We start from the raw sequence: 16,055 nt of genomic DNA, 5'->3' as shown, positions 1-16,055 counted from the left end.
TACTTGAGTGCACGGTCTTCCTGATGCACCGCATGCACTGATCTCACGGCTGCTTCGCAGCCGAACGCAGCCTCGCAGGCTCGGCAGCTGCTACAGATAGCCGTTCCCCGCGAAATTGATTTTCGCATCGAGGTATTTATGAACAGATTCAAAGAGAAAGTCGCGCTGATCACCGGCGCTGCCCAAGGCATCGGTCGGCGCGTTGCTGAACGCATGGCGGCGGAAGGTGCGCGGTTGATCCTGGTCGATCGCTCCGAGCTGGTATTCGAGGTGCAGAAGGAGTTGGGGGCGGTGAGCCAGGTGCTGGCGCTGACCGCCGATCTTGAGCAATACAGTGAATCCAGCCGCGTAATGCAAACCGCCGTCGAGCGTTTCGGGCGTCTGGATGTGCTGGTCAATAATGTGGGCGGGACGATCTGGGCCAAGCCTTTTGAGCATTACGACGCGTCGCAGATCGAGGCCGAAGTGCGCCGTTCGCTGTTCCCGACGCTGTGGTGCTGTCATGCCGCGCTGCCGTTCATGCTTGAACAGGGGAGCGGCGCCATCGTCAACGTTTCGTCCATCGCCACGCGCAGTGTCAATCGCGTGCCGTACGGTGCGGCGAAGGGTGGAGTCAACGCGCTGACCGCTTGCCTGGCCTTCGAAACCGCCGGGCGCGGGATTCGGGTCAATGCCACCGCGCCCGGTGGCACCGAAGCACCGCCGCGGGTCATTGCGCGCAACAGCGCCGACCAGAGCGAGCAAGAGAAGGTCTGGTATCAGCAGATTGTCGACCAGACGCTCGACAGCAGTCTGATGAAGCGCTACGGCACGCTGGATGAACAGGCAAGCGCTATTCTGTTTCTGGCCAGCGACGAAGCGTCCTATATCACCGGCATGATCATGCCGGTCGGTGGCGGCGACCAGGGCTGATCAGCTTACAGGCGACGCTGAAACGCTTGGATGATTCTCAGCGTGGCGTCGCTTGTCTCCAGGTTCTGTACCGCGTCCAGTGGATACCAGATGCAATCGAATATCTCGTTTTGCGGGCGGGCTTCATCCGGGTTCGCTACAAAGGCTTCGTACACATGGTGTCGGGTGCTGCCCGTTTGCAACTCCATCAGGTACAGCAACCCGTCGACCCCAAGCCCTGTCTCCTCCTCAAGCTCTCGCGTGGCGGCTTCAGCAATGGTTTCACCGCGCTCAACCTTTCCGCCGGGCAGCGTCCAGCGACTCCTTGGCTTGCGCACCAGGAGAATGTGCCGGTCCTGCTCGCAAATGACGGTCGCGCGTACTTTCATGTGTTACCTGATTGCCGTTAGTCACAAAATAGTCATAAAAATGCAATATTCGAGCCGAGGTGTCTGTCTCAAGGGTTGGAGTGATGGTGGAGGTTGAAAGTGCAACCGGATGCCGACATTCTGGCGCGACGTCTGGTCGGCACTTCCTGGAGGGTCGGGTGTAAGGTATCTAGGTGAAACCAGGATCATCACTGCCGAAATGGAGGTGACTATGAGCGTTCCGATGCTGACCAAAATGCACATGAACGGTTATGACGTACTCAGCGTGAACAACGGCCCGTGGCGGGTGTGCACCAAAGGTGACCGGCTTGGAGCCTTTGGCAGCAGAGAGGAAGCACTGGCTTTTGCGGCCTCTCTTCCTGGCTACAAGGCCAAAGCGAGTCGGCCTGCACGCAGCCATAAGTCAGATCAATAGTGCACTTTCAGCCCCGGTCCGCCGGGGCTTTTCTTTTGCCAGGCGCTGAAGTCTTGGGCTAATAACCACCGCCGCCGGTGCTGCGGGAAGGCTCTCGGGCTTTTTGCTGCGCGTGACTCCATTCCGCGCAGGTCATGAAGCTTGTATGGTCGACCTTGCCCCCGCCATCGAAACTGACGTTGTACGTCTGCTGATGGCCGGCCTGCGTGAGCTTGTAGTCAAAGCACGTGCCAGGCTCAACGGTGCGACCCGTTATGGATAAAGGCTGGCCGCCAATCTGCTGGACTTGATCCTTGCTCATGCCGGCCTCGACCTTCGCGACCAACGGCTGATCCCGATAGACACGCGACTCGGTGCTGCAGCCACCCGACGCTGCCAGTACAACGACCAGCGCGCATAGAGGCTTGTGCATGGCAGTGCTCCTGCTAATGAGCTTTCGTTCGAGTGATCACCTTGGCTTTCACTTCCTCGGCATAACCCTTCAGCCGTTCTTCATCTCCCTGAAATAACTCGCACAGTTTTAGGGTTGCTTGCGCATCCACATCATTGCCGGCCAGGCGTAGCTGCTCTGCGATGCGCAAAAGCTCTACCGCTGACCATCTCAAATCCGACGCAACACCTTGCAGGTTACGCCGAAGTTCGTTTTCAGATTCGTTAAGCCACATGATGACCTCCTGCCAATCCCCGCTACGAAATTTTAGTCCCATTTCACAGGTCAGGGCGTTTTGTTCGTCTGGGCCGTGGGTGCAGCCTTTTGTCGGGAAAATGAGCGCGAATCCGTAGATCTGATGTCGTAGTGAGGTAGTGATATTTCCCTAGGGTGAGGCAACCTCAAATGACGACTACTGATGACTTTAGATTTCATGCCCATGAGCTGATGGTTGATCTGGATGCGGCGACCACGGAGATGATGAAACTGATTTCTGCACATCAGCTGAGCGGCCCGGAATGGGAGCGGGTCACTCAATGGCAGCATGAAGCGTACGAAAGATGGATGACTTATCTGAACGAGAGGTCGTATCCGGATCCCGGCGATCACAACGCTCCTTGCTGAGTTCAGTGCCACGGATGGATGTCTGCACAGCGACGCGCTACATTTCCTTTTTTCGGGATAAGGAAGCGTCATGCGCAAATTGATTGGGGGAGTCGGGTTGGCGTTGCTGGCGGGCTGTTCGTTGCCCGCGTCCTTGGTGCCAGGTGAGCCCAATCTCAGCAAGTACAGCAACAAGACGCCAAAAGACTATGCCGCGTGCGTTCTGCCGGCGTGGCAGCGAGAGATACCCAGCACCACCCAATCGGCGATTTCCAACGGCTACAGGATCACGGCGCCGAGCATCATCACGGCCGACGAGATCGTGGATATCGTGAAATCGAAGGATGGCAGTCACGTATCGCTTTATCAGGGGCCGCCTTGGGCGAAATCAGGGGCGTTGCGTCAGGCCGTGCGTGATTGTCTGTAAGGTTTAGCCGGTGATGTCGGTCACCTGGATGGTCGGGTCGTCGCTTGCCTGAGTGCTCGCACTGATTTTCTTTTCCCGACGATCGTTCATCCAGTTGTCCACTTGAGCATTGAATTGCGCCGGCGCTTTTCGTCCGACCTTTCTGGCGAGATCAAGAATGGTCTGCTGGGCGAGGGCGTCTTCCATACGTTTCTGCGCGGTCATCATGGCGGCATGCACCGAGCAGTGACCCGCCGGCGCCCACGCCGGCGCGGAAGCCAAGGCGCTGAAGACCCAGATCAACACGATGTGGATCTACCCACCTGCGGCTGACCGTGTCACGGCGCTGGCTTCAGCGGATCCGATGATTCCTGTCGCCTGAAACGTCGGCAGTGTTGCTTCGATAACGCTGCCTGCTTAGAAAAAATCTCGCCCGGGTTCTCTTGGGCGGGATTTTTTTTTGCGCCGTGAACGGTTGCGGCTGTGAAATTTAACGTGTACTTTTTCATGAAAATATAAGTATAAAAATTCACGAGGCCCGCATGTTTCAGCAATCTACCCAGCACGTCGCCAGCTATTACGCCCACACCTGCGCGGATCGCTTGGTGGATCGAGCTGTTCTTGAAGGCGAGCAGGACACCGAGGTGTTGATCATTGGGGCTGGCTTCAGTGGGTTGCATACGGCGTTGCGTTTGACACTGGCCGGCAAGCGCGTGACGTTGCTGGAAGCCAGTCGGGTGGCCTGGGCCGCGTCGGGGCGCAATGGGGGTCAGGCCATTCTCGGTTGGTCGTGTGACATGCCGCCGTTGGAGGCGGCGCTGGGTTATGAGCGAGCGCGCCGGTTGTGGGACAGCATGCGTTGGGCGGCACGGGAGTTGCGAGACTTGCCCGCACGCCATGGTTTCGATTGTGACTATCGCCCCGGCCACCTCTGGACGTCGGTGATGCCGCGTCGGGTGAGTCTGCTGACAGACTGGCAACACGAGGCCAGCCATAAGTGGGGCCACGATGGCTTGCAGTTCATTTCGCGCGAGGCGTTACCTGATTGGGTCGCCAGTGAGCGCTACCAGGCAGGCCTGTTTGATCCCGAAGGCGGGCATTTGAATCCGCTGAAACTGGCGCTCGGCCTGTCCGCTGCGATTGAACAGGCCGGTGGACGCATTCATGAACAAAGCAAAGCACTGAGTTATCGCGAAGAAGGCGATCGTTACGTGGTCACCACTGAGCGCGGTCGCATTCGCGCTGACGTGCTGGTGCTGGCGTGCAACGCCTACCTTGATCGGCTTGATCCGAAACTGTCGAGTTGCGTGTTGCCGGTAGGCACTTATCAGGTGGCCACCGCGCCACTTTCAGAGCAACAGGCGACCGCGTTGCTACCCGGCAATGTGTGCGTCACCGACAACCAGTTTGTTCTCGATTATTTCCGCCGCACGCCGGACAACCGCCTGCTGTTCGGTGGTGGTTGCACTTACCTGGGCGGCATGCCGAAGGACATCGCCGCCGCGACACGGCCCTATCTGGAGCGCGTATTTCCCCAGCTCAAGGGCGTCGAACTGGACTTTGCCTGGGGAGGACACATTGATCTGACCCTCAAGCGCACGCCTGACATCGGTCGACGCGGCGATCTCTACTGGCTACAGGGTTACTCCGGGCACGGCGTGCTGCCGACATTGGCCGGGGCGCGTGCCGTGTCCGACGCGATACTTGGCCAGCCAGATGAGCTGGCGTTGTACCAGGGCTTGACCAACGGCAGTTTCCCCGGTGGCAAATACATGGCGGCCCCGCTGGAAGCCATAGGCAAAGCCTGGTATCGGCTGCGCGACAGCCTTTGAAGCATCAACTTCTGGAAGCCTTTAGATGGACATGCAAGAAGAAATCTCGGCGCTGGCAATCCTGATCCAGGACCTGCGCAAACACAAAAAATACACGCTGAAAGACCTGGCGGACAAAATCGGTCGTTCAGTCGGCTTTCTCTCGCAAGTCGAGCGGGGGCTGTCACGTCCCACGGTGGCGGACTTGACCGCCATCAGCGAAACCCTCGGCGTGCCGACTACCTATTTCTACAGCCTGCCCAAGCCCATGGCATTGCCTTGGGTGACCCGCCCGGATGAGCGGCGCACGCTGTATTACGCCGACGGGATTACCGACATCCTCGTCTCTCCGAAGATGAGGGCGTCCTTTTCAATGCTTGAAAGCCAACTGGAGCCCGGCGCCAGCAGCGGTGATCGGCACATGAATGACAGCTCGGAGCAGGGTGGCTATGTCCTCGAGGGGGAACTGACGCTGTGGCTGGATGACGATAAACCGGTGACATTGCGCACCGGCGACAGTTTTCAGCTGGCCAGTCATACGCATTGTCGCTACGGCAACCTCTCGGATCAGCTCACCCGGGTGCTTTGGGTTTACACCTGATAAAAACAACAAGGAACACTAACGATGGATGCTGTCTGCTCTGATCTGGTTGCTGAGGTTCGCGCGTTTCGTCAGCGCTTCCCACAGGTGCGTTACGTTGACCTGATTTCCCTGGACATCCCCGGGCATTTTTACGGTAAACGCTACCCGATAGAAATGCTCGAGAAGGTCGCCGCAGGCAGCGCGCTCAAGCTGCCGCAAAACTGTGTGTTGCTGGGCACGCAGGGCGGTCTGTTCAAAATCGGTGACTACTGTTTTAACGATGGCGATCCGGATGCTCCGCGCCGCTTGGTGCCCGGTACGCTCAAGCCCGTGAGCTGGGAAAAACAACCGCTGGGGCAGATGCTGATTACCTCTAGCGGTACTGAAAAGCCCATCGTCTTCGAGCCGCGCGAAGTGTTGGCGCAGGTGCTCGAGCGCCTCGGCCGAAAAGGGATTTTTCCCGTGGTGGCCTTCGAACTGGAGTTCTATCTGTTCGATCGCCAATTACGTGACGGCTTGCCACAGTTCCCTCGCGATCAACTGACGGACGATGCCGATGATCAGCCGAATATGCACATCGAACGGCTGTCGAGATTTTCACTGGTACTCGATGACATGGTCGGGACGGCGCGGGCACAAGGCATCGATACCACGGTGATCACGGCGGAGTTGGGCCCGGGCCAGTTCGAGATCAATTTTGGTCACCTTGACGACGGTCTGCGCGCGGCCGACTGGGCGGCCCTGTTCTGCCGCAGCACACGGGGCGTGGCCCTCAAGCACAACCATCGCGCCAGCTTCATGGCCAAACCTTACTTGCAGCACCCCGGTAGCGGCATGCATGTGCATGTGAGCCTTTACGACGAAGCGGGAACCAACCTGTTGGCGGCTAACGATCAGCAGGCGCTGCGCCATGCGGTGGCCGGTTGCCTTAAAGTGTTGCCGCATTGCATGCCGATCTTTGCACCGAATCACAACGCAATGCGTCGCTTGAGCGGCACGGTGAATGTCGCGACGCGCGCCAGTTGGGGCTTTGAAGATCGTGACGCCTGCCTGCGGGTGCCGGAGTCGGACGCTAAAAATCTGCGCATCGAACATCGCCTGGCGGGCGCGGATGCCAATCCTTATCTCGTGTTGGCGGCGATTCTGGTAGGGCTGGAACAAGGGCTGGAAGTGGGTCGTGAACCGATTGCACCCCTCAACGAAGATCGTGGTAGCGGAATCGACTTCCCGCTGGAGATGTTGGAGGCCGTGCGTTCGATGCAAAACAACGCGCAGCTGCGCGAGGGTTTGGGGGCTGAGTTTGTGGATGTCTACTGCGAAAATAAGCGCCAGGACCATTTGGCATTCCTGCAGGACATCAGTGCGCGGGAGTATCGCTGGTACCTCTAAATCAGGCCTTGTCGACGTTCGACCATAAAAAATGTGTGGATATTTAATGAGTTAGACGTTTTAGTAACTGGATGGTGAATCAAAATATCTTGTTACAGGCAGAAATATTAAGTAATATTCGCCCCGCGTTCACCACCACGGTTTATGCATTTTGAGTCCCAGGCGTCCATCAGCTGCCTGGGATTTTTTTTGCCTGAATTTCGGCACTAGCTCAATTTCAGTGGACCGCCGAGGATCTCGGAACAGGCACGCGCTCAAACCTGGAAACCGCTTTGATCCAGAAACGCCGATAAGTTGTTTTATCTGGGGCCAACGGCTTGTGGCTGGACCATACATGCTCGGCTTTCAAGCTGGCGCGATACGCCTCCCACTCCTTCTCCTCGGCAACTTCCTTAGCCTTGCGTTCATCATCGAAATAGCCCAGTACATACACTTCGCCCTGATCGATGCCGTGTTCGATCAGTAGATAGATATCTTTCATCAGCTTTAACCCGCTGCTACACACTCCAGGATCCCCAGACGATGGGGCATTGTCCGGACTATCGGCAAGCATTTTCGATAGTTGAGTTTTACCGATGAGTGGCAAATCACTGCCGTCGGCCTGATTGATGTGACGGGTATAGATAACAGGCACCCGCTGACGGCGGACGGTCTCGAGCAGGGCGGCGGTATGGGCTACCACCGTGTCGAGGTTTTCCAGGACGAAACCGTCCTCCTGCTGCATGTCGATGATCAACAGCGCGTTTTTATTGTTCATTGAGCAAACCTGATCATGGGCCGAAGCACAATGCACCGGGCACGCCTCGAGATGACGAGACGTGGGGTGCGTGAATTCCAGTTCGGGTGGGCTCAGTGAATTAGTTGCCAGAAGCCGTTCTGCTTGGCGGTAACGCTGGCGCGCAGGCGCTTGAAATGGAGATGCGAAGCGGTCCATTCGCCGCGCAGGTAAGCCTGCTCGGCTCCGGAGGGAAGGGCGAGTGATGGGCGGCGATCATTGATCATTGGAATCGACCCTACACGTCAGTCAGCCCCCGGCTTCGCGTCCGAGGGGCAGGGCAGCGGACTCAGCGAAACGCTGGCACCACGTGTTTGATAAACAGCTCCAGGGATTTTTTCTTCTCCGCGTGGGGCAGGCTGTTATCGCACCAGAAGCTGAACTCGTCGACGCCCAGTTCCTGGTAGTACTTGATGCGCGGGATGATTTCTTCCGGGGTGCCGATCATAGCGGTCTTGTGCAGGCTCTCCAGTTTGAACTCCGGACGCTCGGCGAACTTCTCTTCCGGGCTCGGTGCCAGGAAGCCGTTGACCGGCACTTCCTTGTTGCCGAACCAGGCATCGAAGGTGCGATAGAACTTCGAGATCGCCTTGGCCCCGACTTTCCAGCCTTCCGGGTCATCCGCCGCGTGGACGTGGGTGTGACGCAGCACCATCAATTGCGGGCGTGGTACGTCCGGGTTGTTATCCAGCGCGGTCTGAAACTTGTTCTTCAGGTCGAGGACTTCTTCGTCGCCCTTCATCAGCGGCGTGACCATGACGTTGCAGCCGTTGGCCACGGCGAAGTTGTGCGAGTCCGGGTCGCGGGCGGCGATCCACATTGGCGGATTGGGCTTCTGGATCGGCTTCGGCACGCTGGTGGAGGTCGGGAATTTCCAGATATCGCCATCGTGGGCGTAATCGCCTTGCCACAGGGCGCGCACCACCGGAACCATTTCGCGCAGCGCTTGACCGCCGGAGGACGCGGGCATGCCGCCGGCCATGCGGTCGAACTCCACCTGATAGGCGCCACGGGCCAGACCGACTTCCATGCGACCGTTACTGATCACGTCCAGCAGTGCGCATTCGCCGGCGACCCGCAATGGGTGCCAGAACGGCGCGATGATGGTGCCGGCGCCGAGGTGAATGGTGGTGGTTTTGGCGGCCAGGTAGGCCAGCAGCGGCATCGGGCTCGGCGAGATGGTGTATTCCATGGCGTGGTGTTCGCCGATCCAGACGGTGCTGAAACCACCGGCTTCGGCCATCAGGGTCAGTTCGGTCAAGTCTTCGAACAGCTGACGGTGGCTGACGCTTTCGTCCCAACGTTCCATGTGCACGAACAGGGAAAACTTCATGACGCTTACCTCGGATCTTTTGTTGTTGGCCTGTCGATCGGGAGTCGGCTGGCTGATTATTGGAGTCTCGACATTCGCAATGTGCGCAAACTATCTCTGAGTATTGTCGAATCAGGCGAACACGGGCAGGGCGCCCATTTTGCCGTGGCAATACACCAGTGGCCCGGCGTTCTGCGGGGGCACGATCAGGTTTTTCACCGCGCCGACCATGATCGCGTGGTCGCCTCCTTCGTATTCGCGCCACAGCTCGCATTCGATCACGGCCGTGGCGTTGGCCAGAATCGGGTTGCCCCGTTCGCTCAAGGTCCATTCGATGCCTTGCGCTTTGTCTTTGCCTTTGCGCGCGAAGGCATAGGCTTCGCTCTGCTGGCCGCCGGACAGGACGTGAATGGCAAAGCGTTTGTTCTTGATCAGTACCGGATAGGAATCGGAGCTGTAGTTGGGGCAGAACAGCACCAGGGCCGGGTCCATGGACAGCGAGCTGAAGGCGCTGGCGGTCAGGCCGACGATGTGACCATCGTCATCCAGCGTGGTAATCACAGTCACCCCGGAAGGAAACGAACCCATCACTTGTTTGTAGATGGTGGCATCGATCATGGGACGGTCCTCTGGCGGTGTAGTGCGGGTTTTTATGTGTTTATAGGTCTGATGGTATACCGTAATACATAGTTTGCAAGGGCTTTTTTTTCTGACCGATAAACGTACGCCTTCGGTCTTTAAGTCAATGTTTACGGGGCTTTTAGCCAGTCTTTGCGGGCGCTGAGGCACCAGGATTACGGGGCAGATGGGCGCTAAAAGACCGGATCAGTCTTGTTAAAAAGATGGAATACCATAATATGGCCGGCATCTGAGGGGCGGCCAAAGAGCTCCCCCGGTTTGGCTTCGTACAACTATAAGATCAGACAAACTAGAGTTCATGCACATGTCCCAGATGTCCCGGCAAGACCCCCTGATCGAGAATCACACGGTCGATTACGTCCCACTCGCGGAACGCCACGGGAAGGCCCGCGACCTTTTCACTTTATGGTTCAGTACCAACATTGCGCCGCTACCGATCGTGACTGGCGCCATGGTGGTTCAAGTGTTCCACCTCGATCTGTTCTGGGGGCTGTTGGCAATCGCTCTTGGGCATATGGTCGGCGGCCTGGTGATTGCCCTGGCGTCGGCGCAAGGTCCGCGCATGGGGATTCCGCAGATGGTGCAGAGCCGCGGCCAGTTCGGCCGTTATGGTGCGCTGCTGATCGTGTTCTTTGCGGCGATCATCTACGTCGGCTTTTTCATCTCCAACATCGTGTTGGCCGGCAAGTCGATCGTCGGCATCGTGCCTTCGGTACCGGTGCCGGCGAGCATCCTCATCGGCGCCTTGAGCGCCACCGCGATCGGGGTGATCGGTTACCGCTTCATTCACACCCTCAATCGCATCGGGACCTGGGTCATGGGCAGTGCCTTGCTGGCCGGTTTCCTTTACATCTTCGCCCATGACCTGCCGGCGGACTTCTTCACTCGCGGCGGTTTTAACCTGTCGGGCTGGCTGGCAACGGTGTCGTTGGGGATCATCTGGCAGATCAGCTTCTCGCCTTATGTGTCGGACTACTCGCGTTACCTGCCGGCGGATATCGGGATTACCCGTCCGTTTTTCGCCACGTATCTGGGCGCGACCCTGGGCACCATTCTGTCGTTCACCTTCGGCGCAGTGGCGGTGCTGGCCACACCGGAAGGCACTGAGGCGATGGCCGCGGTGAAACAGTCCACCGGTTGGCTGGGACCGATTTTGATGGTGCTGTTTCTGCTCAACATCATCAGCCACAACGCCTTGAATCTGTATGGCGCGGTGCTGTCGATCATCACCTCGATCCAGACCTTCGCCAGCCAGTGGACGCCGAGCATCAAAGTGCGCGTGGTGTTGTCGAGTGTCGTGCTGGCGGGGTGCTGTTTTGTCGCATTGGGCGCTTCGGCGGATTTCATCTCGCAGTTCATCGGGCTGATTCTGGCGCTGTTGCTGGTGTTGGTGCCTTGGGCGTCGATCAACCTCATCGATTTCTACCTGATCAAGCGTGGCAGTTATGACATTGCCTCGATCTTCCGTGCGGATGGCGGGATTTATGGGCGTTTTAATCTGCATGCGATCGTTGCGTATTTCATCGGGATTATCGTGCAACTGCCGTTTGCCAATACGTCGTTGTATGTCGGGCCGTATGCCAATCTGGTGGACGGGGCTGATCTGTCGTGGCTGGTGGGGTTGGTGGTGACTTGTCCGTTGTATTACTGCCTCGCTACACGTGGGCAGGCGCAAGAGAGTGAGGCAGCGAAACTGGGTTACACAAACTAGCGCCCGACTTGAGTTCGCGTCTGGAATGCCCGGCTTCTGCCGGGCATTTTTATTTGCGGGAGGTGGTGTGTATATCCGTTTCTTCGGTAACGGCGGCTTAGGGTTCCGCCCTTACGGCGGGTCACTTGGAAAAGCCCCAAGTAACCAAGGGCTCTTGCCCCTGACGTTCGGTGCCTCGCCTAGGCTCGGCATGCCCTCGCTCCGGTCCTGCTCCGTGGGCCCGCCGCCATCGGCCATCCATGGCCGGGGGCGGCTAACCCGGCATCCATGCCGGGTTGCCCACTGCGCAGAACCTCCACTCGGCCTCTCGAGAGGGCGGTGCATCAAGATCAAAAGCTGCAGGCGAGCTAACGCTCGGCCTGTTGAGTGGTGAGAAGCAAAAGATGTGCGCCGATCTGCTTAATGTGGGAGCGGGCTTGCTCGCGAAGCTGTTGATCTTGCCGTTGCTTTGGCTTTTGATTTTGATCTGTTGACCCTTTCCCAGAGGCCGAACGTCAGGGGCAAGAGCCCTTGGTTACTTGGGGCTTTTCCAACTGACTCGCTGTAAAAGCGAAACCGCCAGCCGCCGTTACCAAAACAATGGATATGCCCCCAACCCAAAAAGCAAAAAAAAGGCCGCCACAACCCGACGTTGCGGCGACCCGAGGGTGACAGATAAATCACGGCCCACTGGCATGGGCCGACGGGGGATCAATGAGCCCCAGCAGCCTTGTTCAGATCACTCTCAGCCCATTCGGTATACACGCAAGCATCCGCAGTGGCCCAGCGTACGCGCACCGGGTCGCCAGTCTTCAGCGGCATGCCGGCGGCGGAGAGCGCCTTGACGGTCATTGAGGTACCGCCCGAAGTCATCACGGTGCAGGTCTGGCTTTCACCGAGGAATAGCACCTCACCAACAATCGCCGAGACTTCATTCCAGCCTGCCGCCAGCGGTTCCTGAGCCGCTTGCTCAACGCTCAATGCCAAAGCCTTTTCGGGGCGCACCATCAGCAGCACATCCTGACCGGTTTGCAATCCTGCGGTCAGTCGAATCGACAACGATTGCCCTTCAAACGTAGCGACCGCATTGCCCTGAGCCTTGAGCTTGAGGAAGTTGGAGTTGCCGAGAAATGAAGCGACAAACGCATTCGGCGGATTCTGGTACAGGTCAAAACCACTGCCCAAACCGACAATTTTGCCGTGGCTGAAAATCGCGATGCGCTGGGACAGACGCATGGCTTCTTCCTGGTCGTGGGTCACGTAAACAATGGTGATGCCCAGGCGCCGATGCAGCTGGCGCAGCTCATCCTGCAAGTCTTCACGCAGCTTCTTGTCCAGCGCACCGAGGGGTTCGTCCATCAGCAGAATGCGTGGTTCATAAACCAGCGCCCGAGCAATCGCCACACGTTGCTGCTGGCCGCCAGACAGTTGCGAAGGGCGGCGATGGGCGAACTGTTCCAGTTGCACCAGTTTGAGCATGGCATCGACCCGGCGCTCGCGTTCGGCGGTGGCCAGTTTGCGAATGGCCAGCGGGAACGCGATGTTGTCGCGTACCGACAAGTGTGGGAATAGCGAATAACGCTGGAACACCATGCCGATGTCGCGCTTGTGCGGCGGCACGTTGACCAGCGATTGGCCATTGACCAGGATCTCGCCGCTGCTTGGGGTTTCGAAGCCGGCGAGCATCGACAGCGTTGTACTTTTACCCGAGCCGCTGGAGCCGAGGAACGTGAGGAACTCACCGTCCTTGATGTCCAGCGAGATGTCGTCCACGGCGGCAAAGTCACCGTAGTACTTGTTCAGGTTGCGCAAGCTCACCAACGGTTGGTCGTTCTGATGCGCGGAATCTTTGATCACTGCACTCATGTCGTACTCCTGGCGCTCAGGCGCTGATTTCATTGCGCCGGCGAAGGGCGGCGGCGATCACCATGACCAGTACCGAGAGGCCGATCAGCAGCGTCGAGGCGACGGCGATCACGGGCGTCAGGTCCTGGCGCAGGGTGGTCCACATTTTCACGGGAAGGGTTTGCAGGGTCGGGCTGGCCATCATCACGCTCAGCACCACTTCATCCCAGGACACCAGAAACGCAAACAGCGCGCCGGCCACCATGCCCGGACGAATCGCCGGAAAGGTCACCTTGAGCACCGCCTGCAGGCGCGAGGCGCCACAGATCACTGCGGCATCTTCGATGGACTGATCAAACAGCTTCAGCGAGTTGATGATCGAGATGATGGTGAACGGCAACGCAACAATCACGTGACTGACCACGAAGGCGAACATCGTCCCGGTGTAGCCCAGTTTCAGGAACAGCGCGTACACCGCCACCGCGATGATCACCAGCGGCACGATCATCGGCAGGGTGAACAGACCGTAAAGCATCTCCCTGCCCGGGAAGCGTCCACGCACCAGTGCAAAAGCGGTCGGCAGGCCGAGCGCTACGGCGAAGAACGTGGTCAGCACCGCGACTTTGAGGCTGGCCACTGCCGCATTCATCCAGTCGGCGTTGGAGAAGAACTGGCCGTACCATTTCAGCGTCCAGCCCGGCGGCGGGAACACCAGCCACTGGGAGGAACCGAAGGACAGCAGCACGATGAATACGATCGGCAGTAACAGGAACAACGCGATCAATCCGGTCGTGAAGTACAGGCCGAAGCGCATGCGTCGGCTCATGGCATTGGGGGTCAGGAGCATGACGGCTTACCTCGCGTTGCTGGCGCCAACCGGGGATTCCGGCTGAAGCTTCAGGTAGAAGTAGAACAACACCAGCGTAATGACGATCAGCAACGCGGCGCCGGCGCTGGCCAGGCCCCAGTTGAGGAACGACTGCACCTGCTGAATGATGAACTCGGGCAGCATCATGTTCTGCGCACCACCCAGCAGCGCCGGGGTGACGTAGTACCCCAGCGACATCACGAACACCATCAGGCCACCGGAGAACAACCCCGGCCGGCAGAGCGGCAGGAACACCCGGAAGAAGTTGGTCCAGGGGCTCGCGCCGCAGATCGAGCCGGCCTGCAGGATCATCGGGTCGATGGCCTGCATGGTCGCCTGCAGCGGCAGCACGATGAACGGGATCATGATATAGCTCATGCCGATCACCACGCCGGTGAGGTTATGCACCATTTCCAGCGGTTGATCGATGATGCCCATCGCCATCAGCGCCTTGTTGATCACCCCGGAGGCTTGCAGCAACACCAGCCAGGAATAGGTCCGGGCGAGGAGGCTGGTCCACATCGACAGCAACACGATGTTGAGGATCCAGCGACCCCAGCCACGGGGCACCAGGGTGATGGCCCAGGCCAATGGAAAGCCGAGCAGCAGGCTGAACAATGTCACCAGCCCGGCCACCGAGAAGGTGTTGAGCAAGACCCGTGCATACGCCGAGTTCGCGAACAACTGCTCGTAGTTGCCCAGCCCCGGTACCGGCTCCAGCACGCCACGCAGCAACAGCCCAATCAGCGGCGCCAGAAAAAACAGGCCGAGGAACAGCAGGGCGGGGATCAAGTTGCTTGCGCCACGCCAGCGCTGTGCCATGGAAGGGGATTGGTTCATCGCAGCCGCCTTGCCGAGTGCCGAGCCGGTAGCGCCAGTGGCGCTCCCGATCTGCGTGGGTTGGCGGGACGCGGTTGCCGTCATTTTCATTTGACCAGCCATTCGTTCCACCGTGTCGCGATGGCCGGACCGTTTTTGGCCCAGTACGCGAAATCAAGAGTGATCTGATCCTTAGCGTAGGCAGTCGGCAGGTTAGGGGCCAGCACCGAATCCAGGCGCGCCACGCTGTCAACGTTGACCGGCGCATAGGCGGTCAGGTTGGAGAAGTCAGCTTGTCCTTTGGCACTGCTGGCGTTGGCCAGGAATTTCATGGCCGCGGCCTTGTTTTTTGTCCCTTTGGGCACGACCAGAATGTCGGCCATGACCAGGTTCTGTTTCCAGCTCACGCCCACCGGTGCGCCGTCTTCTTGCAGGGCGTGGATCCGGCCGTTCCAGAACTGCCCCATGCTGGCTTCGCCAGAGGCCAGCAACTGTTGCGACTGGGCACCGCCGCCCCACCAGACGATGTCTTTCTTGATGGTGTCGAGTTTCTTGAAGGCGCGATCCAGGTCCAGCGGGTAGAGCTTGTCGGCGGCTACGCCATCGGCCAGCAGCGCCAGTTCCAGCACGCCAGGGCTTGGCCATTTGTAGAGGGCGCGTTTGCCGGGATAGGTCTTGGTGTCAAACAGTGCGGACCAGTCCTGAGGTTTGCTGGCGCCGAGCTTGCCTTCGTTGTAGCCGAGGACGAAGGAGAAGAAGAACGAGCCGACGCCGTGATCGGAGACAAACCGCGGGTCGATTTTATCGCGCTGGATGACTGAGAAATCGAGGGGTTCGAGCAAGCCTTCGGCGGCGGCGCGCAGGGCGAAGTCCGCTTCGACGTCGACCACGTCCCACTGCACATTGCCGCTTTCGACCATGGCTTTGAGTTTGCCGTAGTCGGTGGGGCCATCCTGGACCACGGTGATGCCGCTGGCCTTGCTGAACGGATCGGCCCAGGCCTGCTTCTGCGCATCCTGGGTGCTACCGCCCCAGCTGACGAAGTTGACGCTTTCAGCCGCCATTGCCACGTGACTGGCCGTGGCCAGTAAACCCGCGAACAGTACAGCGGTTGCACGTTTGTTCAACACCATTTTCACGCCCTCATTTGTTGTGTTTTTGAGCGGGCTTGGTAATGCCCGCCTATCGGG

General features: G+C 58.8%; 19 protein-coding genes and 2 pseudogenes. 9 read left to right on the top strand and 12 right to left on the bottom strand.

Features of this window, described 5'->3' with window-relative positions; genetic code table 11:
• The first annotated feature begins 138 nt into the window (after positions 1-138).
• Positions 139-912, top strand: a complete 774-nt coding sequence (locus ACYZTW_RS20355; RefSeq protein WP_462001518.1) for a 1,6-dihydroxycyclohexa-2,4-diene-1-carboxylate dehydrogenase — start codon at positions 139-141, stop codon at positions 910-912.
• Between the two features lie 5 nt (positions 913-917).
• Here the strand turns inward: ACYZTW_RS20355 and ACYZTW_RS20350 are convergent, their stop codons facing one another.
• Positions 918-1,280 carry an NUDIX hydrolase gene (locus tag ACYZTW_RS20350; protein WP_462001517.1) on the bottom strand — a complete coding sequence of 121 codons (363 nt, stop codon included), beginning with the start codon at positions 1,278-1,280 and terminating at the stop codon, positions 918-920.
• 211 nt (positions 1,281-1,491) lie between these two features.
• Here ACYZTW_RS20350 and ACYZTW_RS20345 point away from each other — a divergent pair, with 211 nt between their 5' ends.
• Positions 1,492-1,695, top strand: a complete 204-nt coding sequence (locus ACYZTW_RS20345) for a DUF2188 domain-containing protein (RefSeq protein ID WP_462001516.1) — start codon at positions 1,492-1,494, stop codon at positions 1,693-1,695.
• A gap of 58 nt (positions 1,696-1,753) precedes the next feature.
• On the opposite strand, the gene osmE is transcribed toward ACYZTW_RS20345, so the two are convergent.
• Both osmE and ACYZTW_RS20335 read right to left on the bottom strand, forming a co-directional pair.
• Positions 1,754-2,107 carry an osmotically-inducible lipoprotein OsmE gene (osmE, locus tag ACYZTW_RS20340; RefSeq protein WP_462001515.1) on the bottom strand — a complete coding sequence of 118 codons (354 nt, stop codon included), beginning with the start codon at positions 2,105-2,107 and terminating at the stop codon, positions 1,754-1,756.
• 13 nt (positions 2,108-2,120) lie between these two features.
• Complete coding sequence (locus ACYZTW_RS20335; RefSeq protein ID WP_462001514.1) at positions 2,121-2,360, bottom strand: hypothetical protein; 240 nt, start codon at positions 2,358-2,360, stop codon at positions 2,121-2,123.
• 170 nt (positions 2,361-2,530) lie between these two features.
• Here ACYZTW_RS20335 and ACYZTW_RS20330 point away from each other — a divergent pair, with 170 nt between their 5' ends.
• Together ACYZTW_RS20330 and ACYZTW_RS20325 are read left to right on the top strand one after the other, a co-directional pair.
• Positions 2,531-2,749, top strand: a complete 219-nt coding sequence (locus tag ACYZTW_RS20330; RefSeq protein ID WP_140682288.1) for a hypothetical protein — start codon at positions 2,531-2,533, stop codon at positions 2,747-2,749.
• A gap of 70 nt (positions 2,750-2,819) precedes the next feature.
• Positions 2,820-3,155: a hypothetical protein gene (locus ACYZTW_RS20325; protein ID WP_462001513.1), complete on the top strand. Its 336-nt coding sequence runs from the start codon at positions 2,820-2,822 to the stop codon at positions 3,153-3,155.
• 3 nt (positions 3,156-3,158) lie between these two features.
• Here the strand turns inward: ACYZTW_RS20325 and ACYZTW_RS20320 are convergent.
• A pseudogene (locus tag ACYZTW_RS20320) lies at positions 3,159-3,404 on the bottom strand (RrF2 family transcriptional regulator); the annotation flags it as partial.
• A gap of 4 nt (positions 3,405-3,408) precedes the next feature.
• Here ACYZTW_RS20320 and ACYZTW_RS20315 point away from each other — a divergent pair.
• From ACYZTW_RS20315 to ACYZTW_RS20300, 4 genes and pseudogenes are all read left to right on the top strand, one after another.
• Positions 3,409-3,516 (top strand): annotated as a pseudogene (locus tag ACYZTW_RS20315) (hypothetical protein); the annotation flags it as partial.
• A 160-nt stretch (positions 3,517-3,676) separates the two neighbouring features.
• On the top strand, positions 3,677-4,966 hold the full coding sequence (locus tag ACYZTW_RS20310; protein WP_462001512.1) for an NAD(P)/FAD-dependent oxidoreductase: 1,290 nt from the start codon (positions 3,677-3,679) through the stop codon (positions 4,964-4,966).
• A 25-nt stretch (positions 4,967-4,991) separates the two neighbouring features.
• Complete coding sequence (locus ACYZTW_RS20305) at positions 4,992-5,546, top strand: helix-turn-helix domain-containing protein (protein WP_140682294.1); 555 nt, start codon at positions 4,992-4,994, stop codon at positions 5,544-5,546.
• A gap of 24 nt (positions 5,547-5,570) precedes the next feature.
• Positions 5,571-6,917 carry a glutamine synthetase family protein gene (locus tag ACYZTW_RS20300; protein ID WP_462001511.1) on the top strand — a complete coding sequence of 449 codons (1,347 nt, stop codon included), beginning with the start codon at positions 5,571-5,573 and terminating at the stop codon, positions 6,915-6,917.
• A gap of 217 nt (positions 6,918-7,134) precedes the next feature.
• Here ACYZTW_RS20300 and ACYZTW_RS20295 read toward each other — a convergent pair whose 3' ends face one another.
• From ACYZTW_RS20295 to ACYZTW_RS20280, 4 genes are all read right to left on the bottom strand, one after another.
• On the bottom strand, positions 7,135-7,674 hold the full coding sequence (locus ACYZTW_RS20295) for an isochorismatase family protein (protein WP_462001510.1): 540 nt from the start codon (positions 7,672-7,674) through the stop codon (positions 7,135-7,137).
• A gap of 92 nt (positions 7,675-7,766) precedes the next feature.
• Positions 7,767-7,919: a hypothetical protein gene (locus tag ACYZTW_RS20290; RefSeq protein ID WP_462001509.1), complete on the bottom strand. Its 153-nt coding sequence runs from the start codon at positions 7,917-7,919 to the stop codon at positions 7,767-7,769.
• Between the two features lie 62 nt (positions 7,920-7,981).
• A complete protein-coding gene (locus tag ACYZTW_RS20285; RefSeq protein ID WP_462001508.1) occupies positions 7,982-9,025 on the bottom strand; it encodes an LLM class flavin-dependent oxidoreductase in 1,044 nt (347 codons plus the stop codon).
• Positions 9,026-9,136: 111 nt separating this feature from the next.
• Positions 9,137-9,622: a flavin reductase family protein gene (locus ACYZTW_RS20280; protein ID WP_462001507.1), complete on the bottom strand. Its 486-nt coding sequence runs from the start codon at positions 9,620-9,622 to the stop codon at positions 9,137-9,139.
• A 325-nt stretch (positions 9,623-9,947) separates the two neighbouring features.
• On the opposite strand from ACYZTW_RS20280, the gene ACYZTW_RS20275 reads away from it, so the two are divergent.
• Positions 9,948-11,354, top strand: coding sequence for a purine-cytosine permease family protein (locus tag ACYZTW_RS20275; protein ID WP_462001506.1), 1,407 nt, complete (start codon positions 9,948-9,950; stop codon positions 11,352-11,354).
• Positions 11,355-12,044: 690 nt separating this feature from the next.
• Here the strand turns inward: ACYZTW_RS20275 and ACYZTW_RS20270 are convergent.
• Genes ACYZTW_RS20270 through ACYZTW_RS20255 form a run of 4 tightly spaced genes read right to left on the bottom strand, consistent with a single transcriptional unit; the run spans position 12,045 to position 15,998 of the window.
• Positions 12,045-13,199, bottom strand: a complete 1,155-nt coding sequence (locus ACYZTW_RS20270) for an ABC transporter ATP-binding protein (protein ID WP_462001505.1) — start codon at positions 13,197-13,199, stop codon at positions 12,045-12,047.
• A gap of 16 nt (positions 13,200-13,215) precedes the next feature.
• Entirely contained in the window at positions 13,216-14,025 is an 810-nt protein-coding gene (locus ACYZTW_RS20265; RefSeq protein WP_462001504.1) for an ABC transporter permease, read from the bottom strand.
• Positions 14,026-14,031: 6 nt separating this feature from the next.
• On the bottom strand, positions 14,032-14,976 hold the full coding sequence (locus tag ACYZTW_RS20260; RefSeq protein WP_462001503.1) for an ABC transporter permease: 945 nt from the start codon (positions 14,974-14,976) through the stop codon (positions 14,032-14,034).
• The gene (locus tag ACYZTW_RS20255) at positions 14,973-15,998 is read right to left on the bottom strand and encodes an ABC transporter substrate-binding protein (RefSeq protein WP_129443529.1); all 1,026 of its coding nucleotides are present in this window, start codon (positions 15,996-15,998) and stop codon (positions 14,973-14,975) included. The genes ACYZTW_RS20260 and ACYZTW_RS20255 overlap by 4 nt, the downstream gene beginning before the upstream one ends.
• Between the last annotated feature and the right edge of the window lie 57 nt (positions 15,999-16,055).

The organism is Pseudomonas sp. LB3P25, from assembly GCF_054897985.1.
Note: the sequence above shows the minus strand (reverse complement) of the source record. Positions and strands in the feature narration are given on the sequence as shown.